Origin of the sequence: Klebsiella sp. SWET4, from assembly GCF_024296565.1 — a bacterium.
GTDB classification, from domain to species: domain Bacteria; phylum Pseudomonadota; class Gammaproteobacteria; order Enterobacterales; family Enterobacteriaceae; genus Klebsiella; species Klebsiella variicola.
This window is the reverse complement of record NZ_JANCOB010000001.1, coordinates 18718-37275: the sequence shown is the minus strand read 5'-3', so window position 1 is coordinate 37275 and position 18558 is coordinate 18718. Positions and strand designations below refer to the sequence as shown.

17 protein-coding genes are annotated in these 18558 nt (G+C 58.2%); 4 read left to right on the top strand and 13 right to left on the bottom strand.

Annotated elements, in window-relative coordinates; all coding sequences use genetic code 11:
• Positions 1–72 precede the first annotated feature (72 nt).
• The 7 genes from acpP to yceD all read right to left on the bottom strand — a co-directional run bounded on the left by acpP (position 73) and on the right by yceD (position 5232).
• Positions 73–309, bottom strand: a complete 237-nt coding sequence (gene acpP, locus NKJ21_RS00190) for an acyl carrier protein (RefSeq protein WP_000103754.1) — start codon at positions 307–309, stop codon at positions 73–75.
• 210 nt (positions 310–519) lie between these two features.
• Complete coding sequence (gene fabG / locus NKJ21_RS00185) at positions 520–1254, bottom strand: 3-oxoacyl-ACP reductase FabG (RefSeq protein WP_002899294.1); 735 nt, start codon at positions 1252–1254, stop codon at positions 520–522.
• A gap of 12 nt (positions 1255–1266) precedes the next feature.
• Positions 1267–2196, bottom strand: a complete 930-nt coding sequence (gene fabD, locus NKJ21_RS00180; protein WP_012542242.1) for an ACP S-malonyltransferase — start codon at positions 2194–2196, stop codon at positions 1267–1269.
• Between the two features lie 15 nt (positions 2197–2211).
• A complete protein-coding gene (locus NKJ21_RS00175) occupies positions 2212–3165 on the bottom strand; it encodes a beta-ketoacyl-ACP synthase III (protein ID WP_254732593.1) in 954 nt (317 codons plus the stop codon).
• A 54-nt stretch (positions 3166–3219) separates the two neighbouring features.
• Complete coding sequence (gene plsX, locus NKJ21_RS00170) at positions 3220–4317, bottom strand: phosphate acyltransferase PlsX (protein WP_012542244.1); 1098 nt, start codon at positions 4315–4317, stop codon at positions 3220–3222.
• Between the two features lie 203 nt (positions 4318–4520).
• On the bottom strand, positions 4521–4694 hold the full coding sequence (gene rpmF, locus NKJ21_RS00165; protein WP_000290724.1) for a 50S ribosomal protein L32: 174 nt from the start codon (positions 4692–4694) through the stop codon (positions 4521–4523).
• 16 nt (positions 4695–4710) lie between these two features.
• Entirely contained in the window at positions 4711–5232 is a 522-nt protein-coding gene (gene yceD, locus NKJ21_RS00160) for a 23S rRNA accumulation protein YceD (protein WP_008805983.1), read from the bottom strand.
• 141 nt (positions 5233–5373) lie between these two features.
• Between yceD and NKJ21_RS00155 the strand changes: the two genes are divergently transcribed.
• Positions 5374–5958, top strand: coding sequence for a nucleoside triphosphate pyrophosphatase (locus NKJ21_RS00155; RefSeq protein WP_008805982.1), 585 nt, complete (start codon positions 5374–5376; stop codon positions 5956–5958).
• A 37-nt stretch (positions 5959–5995) separates the two neighbouring features.
• On the opposite strand, the gene rluC is transcribed toward NKJ21_RS00155, so the two are convergent.
• Positions 5996–6949 (bottom strand): 23S rRNA pseudouridine(955/2504/2580) synthase RluC, encoded by a 954-nt coding sequence (gene rluC / locus NKJ21_RS00150; RefSeq protein WP_012542245.1) that lies wholly within the window; start codon positions 6947–6949, stop codon positions 5996–5998.
• A gap of 699 nt (positions 6950–7648) precedes the next feature.
• On the opposite strand from rluC, the gene rne reads away from it, so the two are divergent.
• Complete coding sequence (rne, locus tag NKJ21_RS00145) at positions 7649–10888, top strand: ribonuclease E (protein ID WP_122533205.1); 3240 nt, start codon at positions 7649–7651, stop codon at positions 10886–10888.
• A 38-nt stretch (positions 10889–10926) separates the two neighbouring features.
• Here the strand turns inward: rne and NKJ21_RS00140 are convergent, their stop codons facing one another.
• On the bottom strand, positions 10927–11955 hold the full coding sequence (locus tag NKJ21_RS00140; protein ID WP_008805978.1) for a LysR family transcriptional regulator: 1029 nt from the start codon (positions 11953–11955) through the stop codon (positions 10927–10929).
• Between the two features lie 16 nt (positions 11956–11971).
• Here NKJ21_RS00140 and NKJ21_RS00135 point away from each other — a divergent pair, with 16 nt between their 5' ends.
• Positions 11972–13186, top strand: a complete 1215-nt coding sequence (locus NKJ21_RS00135; protein WP_063266967.1) for an MFS transporter — start codon at positions 11972–11974, stop codon at positions 13184–13186.
• A gap of 53 nt (positions 13187–13239) precedes the next feature.
• Here NKJ21_RS00135 and murJ read toward each other — a convergent pair whose 3' ends face one another.
• From murJ to rimJ, 4 genes are all read right to left on the bottom strand, one after another.
• Complete coding sequence (gene murJ / locus NKJ21_RS00130) at positions 13240–14775, bottom strand: murein biosynthesis integral membrane protein MurJ (RefSeq protein WP_008805976.1); 1536 nt, start codon at positions 14773–14775, stop codon at positions 13240–13242.
• 111 nt (positions 14776–14886) lie between these two features.
• Entirely contained in the window at positions 14887–15798 is a 912-nt protein-coding gene (locus NKJ21_RS00125) for a Gfo/Idh/MocA family protein (protein WP_155870612.1), read from the bottom strand.
• 14 nt (positions 15799–15812) lie between these two features.
• Positions 15813–16466, bottom strand: coding sequence for a YceH family protein (locus NKJ21_RS00120; RefSeq protein ID WP_023297359.1), 654 nt, complete (start codon positions 16464–16466; stop codon positions 15813–15815).
• 9 nt (positions 16467–16475) lie between these two features.
• A complete protein-coding gene (gene rimJ, locus NKJ21_RS00115; protein ID WP_008805973.1) occupies positions 16476–17060 on the bottom strand; it encodes a ribosomal protein S5-alanine N-acetyltransferase in 585 nt (194 codons plus the stop codon).
• A 228-nt stretch (positions 17061–17288) separates the two neighbouring features.
• On the opposite strand from rimJ, the gene mdtH reads away from it, so the two are divergent.
• Positions 17289–18497, top strand: a complete 1209-nt coding sequence (mdtH, locus tag NKJ21_RS00110; RefSeq protein WP_012542248.1) for a multidrug efflux MFS transporter MdtH — start codon at positions 17289–17291, stop codon at positions 18495–18497.
• Positions 18498–18558 lie beyond the last annotated feature (61 nt).

Here is an 18558-nt window from a genome sequence, read left to right as displayed (position 1 = left end):
GGAAAATAGATTCTTGTGGGACAATAAAAAGATAAAACTCAGGCGGTCGAATGACCGCCTGGAGATGTTCACTTACGCCTGGTGGCCGTTGATGTAATCAATGGCAGCCTGAACGGTGGTGATTTTCTCAGCTTCTTCGTCCGGAATCTCAGTATCAAACTCTTCTTCCAGAGCCATTACCAGCTCAACGGTGTCAAGAGAATCAGCGCCCAGGTCTTCAACGAAGGAAGCATTGTTGGTAACTTCTTCCTGCTTAACGCCCAGCTGCTCGCCGATAATTTTCTTAACGCGTTCTTCGATAGTGCTCATACTCTTAAATTTCCTATCAAAACTCGCTTTCGCGATGGTTTTCGTAGTGTATAAAATGTTGAAAAATTTGCAACTAAATCCCGGCAGGTCTTACCACGATTTTGCGCTATTTTGAGGCCGTTTGCCCTAAGAACGCAAATCTTTTCGCACAAAACCGCACAGGGAACCGTGCGAAGTGCGCGGTTCCTGAACGTTTTGCACAAATCTCGGTCAGACCATGTACATTCCGCCGTTGACGTGCAGCGTTTCACCAGTGATGTAACTTGCTTCGTCAGAGGCTAAAAATGCAACCGCGCTGGCGATTTCATTTGGGGTGCCAAGGCGCCCCGCAGGAACTGCCGCCAGCGTACCCGCACGCTGCTCATCGGTCAGCGCACGCGTCATGTCCGTTTCAATAAAGCCCGGAGCAACAACGTTTACAGTAATACCGCGGGACGCAACTTCACGCGCCAGTGATTTACTGAAGCCGATCAGACCCGCTTTCGCCGCAGCGTAGTTGGCCTGACCCGCATTTCCCATGGTACCAACCACAGAACCGATAGTGATAATACGTCCATGACGCTTTTTCATCATAGCGCGCATTACCGCTTTTGACAGACGGAAAACCGATGACAGGTTGGTTTCGATAATATCGTTCCACTCGTCATCTTTCATGCGCATCAACAGATTGTCGCGAGTGATCCCGGCATTATTCACCAGGATATCCACTTCGCCAAACTCTGCGCGCACATTTTCCAGAACAGATTCAATAGATGCCGGGTCGGTCACATTCAACATCAGACCTTTACCGTTGGCGCCTAAATAGTCGCTGATGGCCTGCGCGCCGCTTTCGCTGGTCGCAGTACCGATAACTTTCGCGCCACGAGCGACGAGCGTTTCAGCGATTGCACGGCCAATACCGCGGCTTGCACCGGTAACCAGCGCGATTTTTCCTTCAAAACTCATGGTTTTCCTCTTTTATTGCTCAAGCGCCGCAGACATCGCCGCCGGCTCGTTAAGCGCGGAAGCGGTCAGGGTGTCAACAATACGTTTGGTCAGGCCGGTGAGGACTTTACCCGGGCCAACTTCATACAGATGCGTTACGCCCTGCGCCGCCATAAACTCAACGGTTTTGGTCCACTGGACCGGGCTGTACAGCTGGCGTACCAGCGCGTCGCGAATGGCGTCCGGCGTAGTTTCGCATTTCACGTCGACGTTATTCACTACCGGAATCGTCGGCGCGTTGAAGGTGATTTTCTGCAACTCCAGCGCCAGTTTTTCTGCAGCTGGCTTCATCAGCGCGCAGTGGGACGGCACGCTCACCGGCAGCGGCAGCGCGCGTTTGGCGCCGGCGGCTTTACAAGCGGCGCCAGCGCGTTCAACGGCCTCTTTATGCCCGGCGATAACCACCTGGCCCGGGGAATTGTAGTTCACCGGAGAGACAACCTGCCCTTCGGCCGATTCTTCACAGGCTTTGGCGATAGAAGCGTCATCCAGGCCGATAATCGCGGACATGGCGCCGGTACCTTCCGGTACGGCTTCCTGCATGAATTTCCCGCGCAGTTCAACCAGACGAACGGCATCAGCGAAACCGATAACCCCTGCGCAAACCAGCGCGGAGTATTCGCCGAGGCTGTGGCCCGCCAGCAGGGTCGGCGCTTTGCCGCCCTGCTGCTGCCAGACGCGGTATAGCGCCACGGAGGCGGTCAGCAGCGCCGGCTGAGTCTGCCAGGTTTTATTCAGTTCTTCTGCCGGGCCCTGTTGAGCCAGCGCCCACAGATCGTAACCCAACGCTGCGGACGCTTCACCGAAGGTCTCTTCAATCACCGGCCAGGTGGCAGCCATATCGGCCAGCATGCCTACGGCCTGGGAACCTTGTCCCGGGAACACAAAAGCAAATTGCGTCATGTTTAAATCCTTATACTAAAAACGAACCAGCGCGGAACCCCAGGTGAAACCGCCACCAAAGGCTTCCAGCAGAATCAACTGACCGCGTTGGATACGGCCATCGCGAACGGCTTCATCCAGCGCGCAAGGGACTGACGCCGCGGAGGTGTTGCCATGGCGGTCGAGGGTCACAACGACGTTATCCATCGACATGCCCAGTTTCTTCGCCGTCGCGCTGATAATACGCAGGTTTGCCTGGTGCGGCACCAGCCAGTCCAGCGCTGAACGTTCAAGATTATTCGCTGCCAGCGTCTCATCAACGATGTGCGCCAGCTCGGTGACCGCCACTTTGAAGACTTCATTGCCGGCCATCGTCAGATAGATCGGGTTTTCCGGATCGACGCGATCGGCGTTCGGCAGGGTCAGCAGTTCGCCATAGCCGCCGTCAGCATGCAGATGCGTCGAGATAATGCCTGGCTCTTCAGACGCGCCAAGCACTACCGCGCCCGCGCCGTCGCCGAAAATAATAATCGTGCCGCGATCCGCCGGATCGCAGGTACGCGCCAGCACATCGGCGCCAATCACCAGCGCATAATCCACCGCGCCGTTCTTCACGTACTGATCGGCGACGCTCAGCGCATAGGTGAAACCGGCGCAGGCGGCGGCGACATCAAACGCCGGGCAACCCTTAACGCCCAGCATAGACTGGATCTGGCATGCCGAACTCGGAAACGCGTGCGTGCCGGAGGTGGTCGCAACGATAATCAGACCAATCTGCTCCGCGGACACGCCCGCCATCGCCAGCGCCTGCTTTGCGGCTTCAAAGCCCATCGTAGCAACTGTTTCATGCGCTGCGGCAATACGACGCTCACGGATACCTGTGCGGGTGACAATCCACTCGTCAGAGGTCTCTACCATTTTTTCCAGGTCGGCGTTTGTACGCACTTGCTCGGGCAGATAGCTGCCGGTACCAATAATCTTCGTATACATGTACGCTCAGTCACTCTTGGGTAATATACCCGCCTCTTTCAACCTGCCGCGGCGTCAATCGTGGCCATTCGTCCCGCTTTGCTGTCGGGAGTTCACGTCACTGTCGCTTTCCGGCAGCGCGAAACCAGCTGGGTATAAAGATTCCAGGCGCGCGGCGATCCGTTGAGGAATTTGCCGCTGCACCGCCTGCACTGCCTGCTCTATCGCGACGCTAAAGGCGCGTTGATTGGCAGCACCATGACTCTTGATCACGGAACCGCGCAATCCTAACAGACAGGCGCCATTATACTGGTCGGGGTTGAGGTGACTGAATCGCCTCGCCAGGCTTTTTTGTAACCAACGTTTTAATAACAGCAGCCACCACGACCGTTTTTTGCCCTCTCCCTGAGATTTCAGCAGTGAAAGGAACATTCTGACAACACCTTCCATGGTTTTTAATGTGACGTTGCCCGTGAATCCATCACAAACCAGCACATCGGTTTTTCCGGTCAACAGTTCATTGGCTTCAAGATAGCCGATGTAGTTGAGGGAAGGCAGCGTTTTCAGCACTGCGGCAGCATCGCGAATGCTGCTGAGGCCTTTCATCTCTTCTTCGCCGATATTCAGCAAGGCGACGCGCGGGTTGGTCATGCCAACCACTTCCTCCGCCAGCACCGCGCCCATGACGGCGAACTGCACCAGCATCGTGCTGTCGCAATCGACGTTGGCGCCGAGATCCAGCACCACGGTTTTGCCCTTCTGCTGGTGCGGCAGAACCGTCACCAGCGCCGGCCGCTCAATACCTTCGATCGGTTTGAGCAACAGTTTCGCCAGTCCCATCAGCGCGCCGGTGTTGCCGGCGCTGACGCAGGCTTCCGCCCGCCCTTCTTTCACAAGCTCCAGCGCCACGCGCATTGAGCTTCCGCGACTGCTGCGGATAGCCTGTGCGGGTCGCGCATCACTGGCAATAACTGACTGCGCAGGAATAATCTGCAGACGCGAACGTTGTTCGAAGTCAGCTTTGGCAAGTAATGGCGTGATGGCGTCGGGGTCGCCGACTAAAAGAAGTGTGAGTTGCGAATTAGAGTTCAGTGCCTGCAGTGCTGCAGGCACCGTCACGGATGGGCCAAAATCGCCCCCCATGACATCTAACGCCAGGGTTAGACGTGTCAAGGTATCGTCGCTGCCCGGTTCGGTGATTCCCCAGTTGCCCGGGGAGTCCTCACTAAGCTTCATCACGCTGGCACTCGCGAATGTTCACGCTGCAGACGCAACAATTCGGGCATTGATGCCCCTGGTGATCGGGTTAACCGAATGTCCAGGGACGCACACGCCCGCCATGGCCTGCAACGGGAAATCCTGCGAGTATCGCGTGATTACTTAGCGATAACCTTGCGACCGCGGTAGAAACCGTCGGCAGTGATGTGGTGACGCAGGTGTTTCTCACCAGAAGTTTTGTCTACAGACAGGCTGGTGACTGCGGTCAGCGCGTCATGGGAACGACGCATGCCACGTTTGGAACGGGTTGGTTTATTCTGTTGTACGGCCATGGACCTTACTCCTCAATTACTTACGCTTTAAGCTGGCTAATACGGCAAATGGGTTTGGTTTTTGTGCCTCTTCAGGCAGTTCGCCAAAGACCATGTCCGCGTCGGACACTTCACAGTGTTCAGAATCATGCACCGGAACTACGGGCAGGGAGAGGATAATTTCATCCTCGACCATTGCCTGCAGGTCGATTTCACCGAATTCGTTAACCTCAATCGGCTCATACGCTTCCGGTAGTGCTTCGGCCTGTTCGTCATTTCTGACGGGGCTAAAACAATACGTGGTGTGGACGTGATGAGGGAACGGTTTCCCGCAACGCTGGCATTCGAGGGTTACCGTCACCTTTGCATCGCCAGTGATGACGGCGAGACGCTGGTTATCGATAGCGAACGACATGCTGCATTCCACATCGCTGTCCACGCTGACTACAGAATCGGCTACACGTTCAACCTGATCGCGGGCATAGATGCCTTCGTAATCAAGGCGTTTTTGAGCCGTGCGGACCGGATCAAGAGTCAGGGGTAATTTTACCTTTTGCATAGGGCGCGCATATTAACTTTGTAATGTCATAGAGTCAAAGAAAAAGGCAGCCTCAGGTTGCCTTTTGCCATTTATTCGCACACATTGCGGCGCATAGTTTAAGATGATGCTCTGCGAAGCGCTATATGTGGATGAAAAAATATGTCTGAACTTATCCTCGCGTCAACCTCTCCCTGGCGGCGCATGCTGCTGGAAAAACTGGGGTTACCGTTTGAATGTGCCGCGCCTGACGTTGACGAAACGCCGCTGCCGGAAGAATCCGCGCGTCAGCTTGTCGCCCGACTGGCGCAAGCCAAAGCGCAAAGCCTGGCCTCCCGCTATCCGCACCACCTTATTATAGGCTCCGATCAGGTTTGCGTATTAGACGGTGAAATCACCGGCAAACCGCACACCGAAGAAAATGCCCGCCGGCAGTTGCGAAAGGCCAGCGGGACCATCGTCACCTTTTATACCGGTCTGGCGCTATACAACTCCGCCACCGGCCATCTGCAAACCGAATGCGAGCCCTTTGACGTTCACTTTCGCCATCTCAGCGATAAAGAGATTGAAGGCTACGTCCGCAAAGAGAACCCGCTGCAATGCGCCGGGAGTTTCAAGAGCGAGGGGTTAGGGATTACGCTATTTGAACGACTGGAAGGCCGCGACCCGAACACTCTGGTCGGTTTACCCTTAATCGCGCTCTGTCAGATGCTGCGCCGCGAGAATAACAATCCGCTGTTAGGTTAAAGCAAAAAAAACGGCGGAACTGATTCCGCCGTTGCGCTTATTTGCTCTTACGTAGCACCTGTAAACAGTGCTTCAGCTGGTTATCCAGCGGCGCCTCAACGCGCATCACCTCCCCGCTCCCCGGGTGGGTAAACTTCAGCGCCGCCGCGTGCAGGAACAGGCGGTTTAAGCCGGTACCGGACAGCTGCTTGTCGAACTCGCGGTCGCCATAGCGATCGTCAAAAGCGATAGGATGCCCGGCATACTGGGTATGAACGCGGATCTGATGCGTGCGGCCGGTGACCGGGCTGCAGCGCACCAGCGTGGCGAATTCGTAACGCTCTTCCACTTTAAAGCGCGTCTCCGACGGCTTGCCTTCCTGACTCACGCGAACGATACGCTCCCCACTCTGCAGAATATTCTTCAACAGCGGGGCCTGGACCACTTTGGTATGCGACTGCCACTGGCCGCGCACCAGCGCCAGGTAGTCTTTCTGCATGCCTTTATCGCGCAGCTGCTCGTGCAGCGAACGCAGCGCCGAGCGCTTTTTCGCCACCAGCAGCACGCCGGAGGTATCGCGGTCGAGACGATGCACCAGCTCAAGGAAACGTGCCTCCGGGCGCAGGGCGCGCAGCCCTTCAATCACGCCAAAGCTCAGTCCGCTGCCGCCGTGTACCGCAGTACCGGAAGGTTTGTTGAGTACCAGAATATGATCGTCTTCATAGAGGATCACCTCAGAGAGCGCGGCCACTTTCTGCAGATGCGGCGATACCGCCTCTTCTTCACGCTCCGCCACGCGCACCGGCGGGATACGGACTTCATCACCCGCTTCCAGCTTATACTCCGGCTTCACGCGCTTTTTGTTTACCCGCACCTCGCCTTTACGCAGGATGCGATAAATCATGCTCTTCGGTACACCTTTCAATTGGGTACGCAAAAAGTTGTCGATACGTTGCCCCGCTTCATCAGCAGCAATGGCAACCATTTTTACGGTTGGGGTCTCAGTTTTCATGGTGCGCGATTCTAAATAGCCGGACGCATTAGCGCCACTCATTTTTATATGCTTATATTTATCATTATCCTGTTTTCACGGTTTACCTGACCGCCATTTTGTTTGTTATTAGAACAATCTGTATGGGCAGGTGATAAAACTGTGAGTAACCGGGTGATAAAAGGTGAAAGTCAACTTGCTATAACAAGGTTAGCAATGGAATAATGAGACCGTTTTCCGTATTGCATCTTGTTAGAACAAGACATTAGCGGAATGACCAATTTTGTCTGACCGATCGCCCACGCAGCAATGGCGTAAGACGTTGTGATCTTTCAGACAGTTAGCGGGCTGCGGGTTGCAGTCCTTACCGGTACAGGCTCTATGGATTTCAAGTCGCAGGAAGGCGTCAACTCCGGGACTCCCGGGAGCTCATCTGGATCCTTTGATCGAGGTGAGCAGGTTAAGCCACCATGCCTGCAACGCGAAAGACGACGAGTATAAATGGAATATTCTCTGGTGATACATCCCAGGCTGTTCCCCTGAATAATTGCGCTGTGTTTCCGTTTGAAACACAGGCGACCGACACTCTGCGCCTCTTAAGCGCGCGACAACCGTGAGGTTGGCGACGTGAACCAGACACGAGGCCATCGGTTTTCCCCCGGAAAGGCATTACTCTGCCCGCAGCTTAGTCGTCAATGTAAGAATAATGAGTAAGTTACGATGAAAAGAATGTTAATCAACGCAACTCAGCAGGAAGAGTTGCGCGTCGCCCTTGTTGATGGGCAGCGCCTGTACGACCTGGATATCGAAAGCCCCGGGCACGAACAGAAAAAAGCGAACATCTACAAAGGCAAAATCACCCGCATTGAACCTAGCCTTGAAGCCGCGTTTGTCGATTACGGCGCCGAGCGTCATGGTTTCCTCCCCCTCAAAGAAATCGCCCGCGAATACTTCCCCGCTAACTACAATGCGCACGGTCGTCCTAATATCAAAGACGTGCTGCGTGAAGGTCAGGAAGTTATCGTGCAGATTGATAAAGAAGAACGCGGCAACAAAGGCGCTGCGCTCACCACCTTTATCAGCCTGGCAGGCAGCTATCTGGTCCTGATGCCGAACAACCCGCGCGCGGGGGGAATTTCCCGCCGTATCGAGGGCGACGACCGCACTGAACTGAAAGAAGCGCTGGCGAGCCTGGAGCTTCCGGACGGCATGGGTCTTATCGTTCGCACCGCTGGCGTCGGCAAATCTGCCGAAGCCCTGCAGTGGGACCTGAGCTTCCGCCTGAAGCACTGGGAAGCGATTCAGAAAGCCGCGGAAAGCCGTCCGGCGCCGTTCCTGATCCACCAGGAAAGCAACGTGATTGTCCGCGCATTCCGCGATTATCTGCGCCAGGACATCGGCGAAATCCTGATCGATAACCCGAAAGTGCTCGAGCTGGCGCGCCAGCATATCGCCGCACTGGGTCGTCCGGATTTCAGCAGCAAAATCAAACTGTACACCGGTGAAATCCCGCTGTTCAGCCATTATCAGATTGAATCGCAAATTGAGTCCGCCTTCCAGCGTGAAGTGCGCCTGCCTTCCGGTGGGTCTATCGTTATCGACAGCACCGAAGCGCTGACCGCGATCGATATCAACTCCGCCCGCGCCACCCGCGGCGGCGATATCGAAGAGACAGCCTTCAATACCAACCTTGAAGCGGCTGACGAGATTGCCCGCCAGCTGCGTCTGCGCGACCTCGGCGGCTTGATCGTTATCGACTTCATCGATATGACCCCGGTTCGCCACCAGCGTGCGGTGGAAAACCGTCTGCGTGAAGCCGTTCGTCAGGACCGCGCGCGCATTCAGATTAGTCATATTTCGCGCTTCGGCCTGCTGGAGATGTCTCGCCAGCGCCTGAGCCCGTCGCTGGGCGAATCCAGCCATCACGTCTGCCCGCGCTGCTCCGGCACCGGTACCGTGCGTGATAACGAATCGCTGTCGCTCTCTATTCTGCGTCTGATTGAAGAAGAGGCGCTGAAAGAGAACACCAAAGAAGTCCACGCCATCGTTCCGGTACCGATCGCCTCTTATCTGCTGAACGAAAAACGTGCCGCAGTGAGCGCAATCGAATCCCGTCAGGGCGATGTCCGCGTCATTATCGTGCCAAACGACGAGATGCAGACGCCGCACTACTCCGTCCTGCGCGTGCGCAAAGGTGAAGAGACCTCAACGCTGAGCTATCTGCTGCCGAAGCTGCATGAAGAAGAGATGGCGCTGCCTGGTGACGAGGAGCCAGCAGAACGTAAACGTCCGGAGCAGCCTGCGCTGGCCGCCTTTGTGATGCCTGACGCCCCACCGGCACCGATGCTGGAAGAGCCTGTGGCTGCCCCTGCGGTCGCCGCTGCCCCGGTCGCGGCCGCCGCGCCGGCCCAGCCGGGACTACTCTCACGCTTCTTCAGCGCGCTGAAAAATATCTTCTCTGGCACTGAAGAAGCCAAGCCGGTTGAAGTTCCGGTCGAGAAGAAAGCGGAAGAAAAACCGGAGCGTCAGCAGGAGCGCCGTAAACCGCGGAGCAACAACCGCCGCGATCGCAACGACCGCAACGATCGCCGTGATAACCGCGACAATCGTGACAACCGCGATAACCGTGACAATCGCGACACCCGTGCGGACAATGCCGAGGGTCGTGAGCCGCGCGAATCGCGTGAAGAAAACCGTCGCAATCGTCGCGAAAAGCAGCCGCAAAACGTAGAAGCGCGTGACGCTCGCCAGACCGTCGGCGATGACGCGGACAAAGCCAAATCCCGCGACGAGCAGCAGCCGCGCCGCGAACGCTCCCGCCGCCGCAATGACGATAAACGTCAGGCGCAGCAGGAAGCCAAGGTGCAGACGCGTGAAGAGCCGGAAGTACAGGAGACTGAGCAGGAAGAGCGTGTGCAGACTCTGCCGCGTCGTAAACCGCGTCAGCTCTCCCAGAAAGTACGCATTGAGTCAGCCGTTGCCGAGCAGACTGCCGAGATCGCGCCTGAGACCGTTGTGGCTGAAGTCGCCACCCCGCGCAGCGAGCCGGTGAAAGCCGAACTGCCGGCGGTAGTGGAAAACGTAGTGGAACACGATGAAAACGGCGAATCCCGTGAAGCGAACGGTATGCCGCGCCGCTCTCGTCGTTCCCCGCGTCATCTGCGCGTGAGCGGTCAGCGCCGTCGTCGCTATCGTGACGAACGCTATCCGACCCAGTCGCCGATGCCGCTGACCGTCGCCTGCGCCTCGCCGGAGATGGCTTCCGGTAAAGTCTGGATCCGCTACCCGGTCGTTCGTCCGCAGGACCAGCAGCCGGAAGAGGTTCCGGTTCAGGACACCAGCGCCATTGAAGCCGTCGAAGCTATTGCGACACCGGTTGCCGTGGTTGAAACCGTCACTGCCGCGCCAGTTACCGTCGAGCCGGCGACCATGGAGCCCGTTACCGCTGAGCCGGTGGTCGTCGAACCTGTCGTAGCCGCCGAGCCGGTGATCGTTGATACTCCGGAAATTGTCGAGCCAGCCGCTGTCGAGCCAGCGCCGGTCGAAGCGCCAGCTGTCGAAGCGCCTCAGGCTATTGCGCCAGTGACGATCGACGCCGAGCCGGTCACGGTTGAACCTGAAGTGGTGGAAACGGCGCCTGTCGTTGAAGCGCCAGTGGAAACCATCGTTCCGGCCACGGAAACCGTGGTGGAAGCACCGGTGACCGAAGCCGCCCCAACAGCCCCTGCCGAACCGGTCAAAGCTGAAACGCCGGTAAGCAAACCCGTGGTTGTGGCTGGCGATCGCCATGCTACCGCGCCGATGACCCGGGCGCCTGCTCCGGACTATGTCCCGGAAGCGCCGCGCCACAGCACCTGGGTGCGCCCGCCGTTCGCTTTTGAAGGTAAAGGCGCCGCCGGTGGTCATAGTGCGACGCGTAAAGCCACCGCAGAACCGACCCGCCCACAGCCCGTCGAATAAGCGTGCTTAATAAAAAAACCGGCCTCTGGCCGGTTTTTTTATGCGCTTTGCGGACGCTGCATCCCGGCCAGATCCGGCATGATCTCCCGCATCAGGTCAAGGAACTTACGCAGGCGTGTCGGATAATAGCGCGCCCAGGGATAAACCAGATGAACCGGTAGCGAGGCGGGGCGCCACTGCGGGAACAGCTCAATCAGCCGTCCGGCGGCAATATCCTCCACGACTGTCCAGCTGGACACCATCGCCACTCCCAGCCCCGCCAGCGCGGTATTTCGCGCGACGTACAGGCTGTCAGTGCTCAGGCAGGGGGTGATGGCCGTCGAGACGATTTGCCCACTTTCCAGATGCCGGAGCCGTACCTCATGCTGATAAAAGGTATTAATGGCGATCCACGGCAGGCCGGATAGCGCCTCCAGCGAGGTTAACGGCGGGTACTTCGCCAGGAGTTCAGGGGAAGCCACCACGCAGCGCGGCACTTCCGCCAGCAGCACGGATACCGTGGCCGGATCCACCTCCGCGCCCACGCGGATGGCGCAGTCAATATTATCGCTGAGAAAGTCGACGGTATTATCATTCAGCATCCACTCGACCGACAGTTGCGGATGACGCTGCAGAAATGCGACCAGCGGCGCCAGCAGCTGTTGCTGGCCAAAAGCATGGGGCGCCCGTACCCGCAGCACCCCCACGGGCTGATCGTCAGCAATACGCAGATCATCCTCCAGCGCCAGCCAGGCGTCCACGACCTGACGGGCATGGCGATAACAGCGTTCGCCATCGTCAGTGAGCTTCATCGCATGAGTGGTGCGCAGGATCAACTTCACCCCCAGCAGTCCTTCCAGGGACTGCAGGCGGCGGCTGACGGTTGCCTGGGTGGTATCCATCTGCCCCGCGGCGGCGGAGAGTGAGCCGGCCTCTATAATACGAATATAGGTGCGCATCAGCTCAATGCGGTCTATACGCTCCTGTCTTTTCATTTTTCTTTTGCCTATACGTGCTACGTATAACCGTTTTACCACCAGCCCGGCTACCGCGCCAGCTGCATTCAGGGAAAAATAGCGCCATCGCATCTATGAGGTACCGATCATGACACCGACTTCCCTTTCCACCCGCGACGCAGGCTGGATTATCTTCATTCTCGCGCTCGGCGCCGGCTTTAGCGTCGCCTCTATCTATTATGCGCAGCCGCTACTGCCGCTGATGGGCGCCAACCTCCATCTGTCGGTAGAAGGGATGGGGCTGGTTCCTACCCTGACGCAGGCTGGCTACGCGCTCGGCATTCTCTTCCTGCTCCCGCTCGGCGACCGTCACGATCGCCGCCGGCTGATCCTGCTGAAGAGCGCAATGCTGGCGATCCTGCTGTTCCTGTGCAGCCTTACCGGCCAGCTCTCCTCACTGCTGGTGGTCAGTCTGCTGATCGGTATGGCGGCCACCATGGCGCAGGATATCGTCCCGGCGGCGGCGATCCTCGCTCCGGCAGGCAAGCAGGGAAAAATGGTGGGCACGGTGATGACCGGACTGCTGCTGGGGATCCTGCTTTCCAGGACGGTCAGCGGCGTAGTGGGCGCCGTATTCGGCTGGCGGGTGATGTATCAGGCGGCTGCAGTCAGCGTGGCGCTGATTGGCCTGGTGATGTGGCGGGTCCTGCCGCGCTTCGCCATTCACTCGACGCTGAGCTATCCGCAGCTGATGGCCTCAATGGCGCATCTGTGGCTGCGTTATCCGGCGTTACGCCGCGCTGCGCTGGCTCAAGGGGCGCTCTCTGTCGCCTTTAGCGCTTTCTGGTCGACGCTGGCGGTGATGCTCTCAGAACACTATCACATGGGGAGCGCAGTAGCGGGTGGCTTTGGTATCGCCGGTGCCGCCGGGGCGCTGGCGGCACCGCTGGCCGGCGGACTGGCCGATAAGTTTGGCGCCGGTAAAGTGACTCAGATGGGCGCGGCGCTGGTCACCCTCTCCTTCGCCCTGATGTTTATGCTGCCGCTGCTCCCTCTGCATGGCCAGCTGGCGCTGATTGCTCTCTCGGCTATTGGCTTCGATCTCGGCCTGCAGTCAAGCCTGGTGGCACATCAGAACCTGGTTTACAGCCTGGAGCCGCAGGCCCGTGGCCGCCTGAACGCTCTGCTGTTCACCGTGGTCTTTATCGGGATGTCGCTGGGGTCGGTGCTGGGCAGCAAGCTGTACGTGCTGGCCGGCTGGAACGGAGTGGTCACCCTCGCCGTCGTCAGCGGGGCAATTGCCCTGGCGATCCGCCTGCTGGAGAATGCGCGCCTCATCGCAGCCGAACGCCGCACATCATAAAAAAAACCCGCTTCGCCTGAGCGAAGCGGGTTTCCTCTTTCCGTCGCAATGGCTTACGCTGTGCGACGGGCAAACTCTTTTACGCGGAAGCCCAACACCAGCAGCGTAGCGAAATAAGCCACTACTCCGGCGACCACCACCACCAGCAGGCGCATCAGGCGGAACGGCATCGTCCCCTGAGACCACTCCGGCATGAGATGCATGACGCCCAGCAGCGCCGCGGCCATCACCACCACCGCCGCGACCAGACGCAGCAGGAAAGTCAGCCAGCCGGGCTGTGGGGTGAAAATTTTCTGTTTACGCAGTTGCCAGTAGAGCAGCGCGGCGTTCAGGCAGGCCGCCAGCCCTATGGACAGTGACAGGCCCGCGTGCTTGAGCGGGCCGATAAACGCCAGGTTCATCACCTGGGTCATAATCAGGGTGACAATGGCAATCTTCACCGGCGTTTTGATGTCCTGACGGGAATAGAAGCCCGGCGCCAGCACTTTCACCACGATAAGCCCCATCAGCCCCACGGAATAGGCCACCAGCGCGCGCTGGGTCATCGCCGCGTCAAAGGCGCTGAATTTACCGTACTGGAACAGGGCCACGGTCAGCGGTTTAGCGAGGATCCCCAGCGCCACCGCGCTCGGCAGCGCCAGCAGGAAGCAGAGTCGCAGGCCCCAGTCCATCAGGCGGCAATACTCGTCATGGTTACCACTGGCGAAGCTTTTCGACAACGACGGCAGCAGGATGGTGCCAAGCGCCACGCCCAGGACACCTGACGGAAACTCCATCAGACGGTCGGCATAGTACATCCATGACACCGATCCCGACACGAGAAACGAGGCGAAGATGGTATTGATGATGAGGGAGATCTGGCTTACCGACACGCCAAGGATCGCCGGCCCCATCTGCTTCACTACCCGCATCGCGCCAGCATCTTTCAGATTAATTCTGGGCAGAACCAGCATGCCAATCTTCTTCAGGTGCGGCAACTGGTAGGCCAGCTGCAGCACGCCGCCGACCGTCACCGCCCAGGCCAGCGCCAGCACCGGCGGATGGAAGTACGGCGCGGCAAACAGCGCAAAGCCAATCATGCTGACGTTGAGGAACGTCGGGGCAAAGGCCGGCACCGAGAAACGGTTCCAGGTATTGAGGATCGCCCCCACCAGCGAGGCCAGGGAGATCAGCAAAATATAGGGGAAGGTAATGCGCAGCAATTGGGTGGTCAGCGCAAATTTATCGGCGGTATCAGCAAACCCGGGGGCGGTGATGGTGATCACCCACGGCGCCGCCAGCATCCCGATAACGGTGACGATCGCCAGGGCCAGGGTCAGTAATCCGGAGACATACGAGACAAACACCCGGGTGGCATCTTCGCCCTGCTTGCTTTTATATTCGGCAAGGATCGGCACAAACGCCTGCGAGAAGGCGCCTTCGGCAAAAATACGCCGCAGCAGATTAGGCAGTTTGAAGGCGACAAAAAAGGCATCGGTCGCCATCCCGGCACCAAAAATGCGCGCCACAATCGCATCGCGGGCAAAGCCCAGCACGCGCGAAAACATGGTCATCGAACTGACGGCCGCCAGTGATTTTAAAAGATTCATTACGCTGTTATTCCAAACCCTGGAGTAAAACGCCCGCAAATGCGGGCGCTGGAAAGTGGCGATAGTCTACCGGGTTCAATATGAATTACTACTGTCAGTTGTTACAACGGATTATTCGCTGATGGCGTCACGCCAGAGTTTGTCAACCACCCGCTGAGCCAGCAGCGCCTGTTCGCCAGCGGTTTCCGGAACCGTCTGATTTTGCACGCATTCGATGAAATGTCGCGCGCAGCCGACAAAACCGCGCTGCTCGAGGGTGGTTTGCCAGCCCGCCACCGGGCGCTGGACCACGCCAAGACCACACTCCTCCTGCCATTCGCGCATCTCACTCACCGCATATAACCCGCCATCGGTGACCGCCTGCACCCACTCACGCTGGCTTCCGGCACGGCGGTGCATGCTGGTGGTAACCTGCAGCCGGGGCGAACTGAACTGGTGTTCGGCATAGAGCATTTCACCCTGAGGAGTGATCTGCAACGTGCCGCCGCGCAGGCGCGCCTGACCATCAGCCAGCCACAACGCAGTATCCACCACGTGCAGATAGTCATCGAGAAGGGTAAAGCGCAGATCGTTGCCTACGCTGTCGCTACGATGCTTATCCATCCGCAGCGAGGCCGCCTCGCCCAGCCGCCCCTTCAGTTCACGATAGAGTGGCGCAAAGCGGCGATTGAAACCGACCATCAGCGTCAGATGACGCCGGGCAGCCAGCTCGACCAGCGCTTCCGCCTCGCTCAGCTTGTCCGCCAGCGGTTTATCCACACAAACATGAACCCCGGCATTCAACAAGTGATTCACGACTTCATAATGTGAAGCCGTCGACGTATGGACAAAGACCGCATCGCACTGCGCCGCCAGGGCATCCAGCGAATCAGCATACGGGATCCGCCAGGTTTCGCAGATGCGCAACGCCTTCTCTTTTCCCGGCGACCAGGCTGCCTGCAGCGTCCAGCTTTCCGCAGCGCCTAACACCGGCAGCCACGCTTTCTGCGCGATGCCCCCTAAGCCAACCACCCCAATACGCAGTCTTGTCCCCACGTTTAGTCCCCCAGATGGTGTAACAGCGAGTCAAGGCGCGCTTTCAATTCCGCCACCTCGCCTTCCAGTGCTTCAATCCGGGCACGCAGATCGTCATCGTCTTCCAGCGGCGAGAGTGCTTCCACCGTGGTGATCAGCGTGTCCATGTCATCGCAAAACAGATGCATATAGCGGCTTTCCCGTTTCCCCGGTTCCCGTGGCAGGCGGGCAACAAAAGGACCATCCTCGCGCGTCGCTAACCCTTCCAGCACGCTTTCCACTTCCGCCATATCGCTGAACTCATGCATCCGCTGTGCGCGGCTACGGAGTTCACCCGGCGTCTGGGCGCCGCGCAGCAGTAGCGTCGTCACCACCGCTACTTCGCCGGCGCTGAGTTTCAGATCGCCAAATTCAGAGTTGCAAAAGCGCTGCTCATACTTGGTCACTCGATTGCCGAATCCGCTTACCGTGCGCAAATAGTGGCGCTTCACCAGGGTATCCAGCAGCGTCTGGACCTCACCTTCGCTCAGGGACATCACCGGTTCGCGGTTGGTTTTCTGATTGCAGGCGGTCACCACGGCGTTCACCGACAGCGGGTACTGCTCGGGCGTGGTAACCTGCTTTTCCAGCAGACAGCCAATGACGCGCGCTTCGTGCGCGGTTAACTGATATTTCATCCTCTCTCCTTAGCGCCCTGCTGACCAGTCCGGCGTCGTTAGCGCCGTCAGTACATGGTCACGCCACTGCCCGTCAATCAGCAGATAATCTTTGGCGTAACCCTCTTTTTCGAACCCCAACCGCGCCAGCAGCGCGCCGCTGCGCTGATTATGCGGCATATAGTTGGCCATAATGCGATGGATATGCTGCGTGCGCTGCATATAGCGAATCGCGGCGGTCAACGCTTCAAACATCAGCCCCTGCCCTTGCCACTTCTCGCCAATGGAGTAGCCGAGATAACAGGCATGGAATGATCCGCGAACTACGTTGGAGAAATTCGCCACGCCAACGATCTCTTTTTCCTCCGCATCGAGCAGCGCGAAATAAAATGCAGACCCCTGCTTATGAAACTCGCCGATCATTGACAGACGCGCCTGCCACCCGGAGGGATAGCAGTGGCTGTCGTCACGTACCGGCTCCCAGGGTTTTAAGAACACTTTATTCTCGGCGTAATAATCGGCCAGACGCCAGGCGTCACGATCGTGGACCAGGCGCACCACCAGCCGGTCCGTCGTCAAACGCACCTTCGGCACGTTACTGCGATAGCCAAACATTTCCTTTTCAGTCCCCCTGACTTCAATCTTGCTCTCATCACTATACCTGTCCTGCACGATAGTGTGAAAACAGCAACATACCATTTTCTGCGCCATCTCCTCTTTTCGATGAATAGGCTCAATCGAACTTGCTTTTTGATAAAAAAATATTGTCGCAAGGGCGCTGGGAAAAGCAGCAGATTGCCCGCAGAATATCCTCGCTTATCTCTATTTTTCCCTGGAGGGGAAATGTCCCGCGTCTCGCAGGCAAGGAGCCTGGGTAAATATTTCCTGTTAGTCGATAACATGCTGGTCGTGCTGGGCTTTTTTGTCGTTTTTCCGCTGATTTCCATCCGCTTTGTCGATCAGATGGGTTGGGCAGCGCTGATGGTCGGCATTGCGCTCGGCCTGCGCCAGCTGGTGCAGCAGGGATTAGGCATTTTTGGCGGCGCCATTGCCGACCGCTTCGGCGCGAAACCCATGATTGTCACCGGCATGCTGATGCGCGCCGGCGGCTTCGCGGCGATGGCCGTCGCCCATGAGCCCTGGGTGCTCTGGCTCTCCTGTATCTTGTCCGGGTTGGGCGGCACGTTGTTCGATCCGCCACGAGCCGCGCTGGTGGTCAAACTGGTGCGCCCGCATCAGCGCGGCCGCTTTTTCTCCCTCCTGATGATGCAGGACAGCGCCGGCGCGGTGATTGGCGCCCTGCTGGGCAGTTGGCTGCTACAGTATGACTTCCGTCTGGTGTGCAGCGCCGGCGCCGCGCTGTTTATCGCTTGCGCCGCGTTTAACGCCTGGTATCTGCCAGCATGGAAACTGTCCACGGTGAAAACGCCAGTCCGCGAGGGGCTGGGACGGGTGCTGCGGGATAAGCGCTTCGTCACCTATGTCCTGACGTTAACAGGCTATTACATGCTGGCGGTGCAGGTGATGCTGATGCTGCCGATCATGGTGAACGACATTGCCGGTTCGCCGGCCGCCGTGAAGTGGATGTACGCCATCGAAGCCACCATTTCGCTGACCCTGCTCTATCCCATTGCCCGCTGGAGCGAGAAACGCTACCGCCTTGAGCACCGGCTGATGGCCGGTCTGCTGGTGATGACGCTGGCGATGCTGCCGATTGGCATGACCAGCAGTTTGCAGCAGTTATTTACCCTGATCTGCCTGTTTTACATCGGTTCGATCATCGCGGAACCCGCCAGGGAGACGCTGGGCGCCTCGCTGGCGGATGCCCGGGCGCGCGGCAGCTATATGGGGTTCAGCCGCCTGGGTCTCGCCTTCGGCGGCGCGCTGGGTTACGCGGGCGGCGGCTGGCTGTTTGATGCCGGCAAAGCCGTGGGCCAGCCCGAACTGCCGTGGCTGATGCTCGGCGCCATTGGGTTTATCACTTTCCTTGCCCTGTGGTGGCAATTCAGTCCAAAACGCTCCGCCTCCGGTATGCTGGAGCCGCGCACCTAAGCGCGTAGGTCCGCGGTTTCTCCTGCCTTTCAGCCTATTCTGCTGGCATGAAGAATGCTGA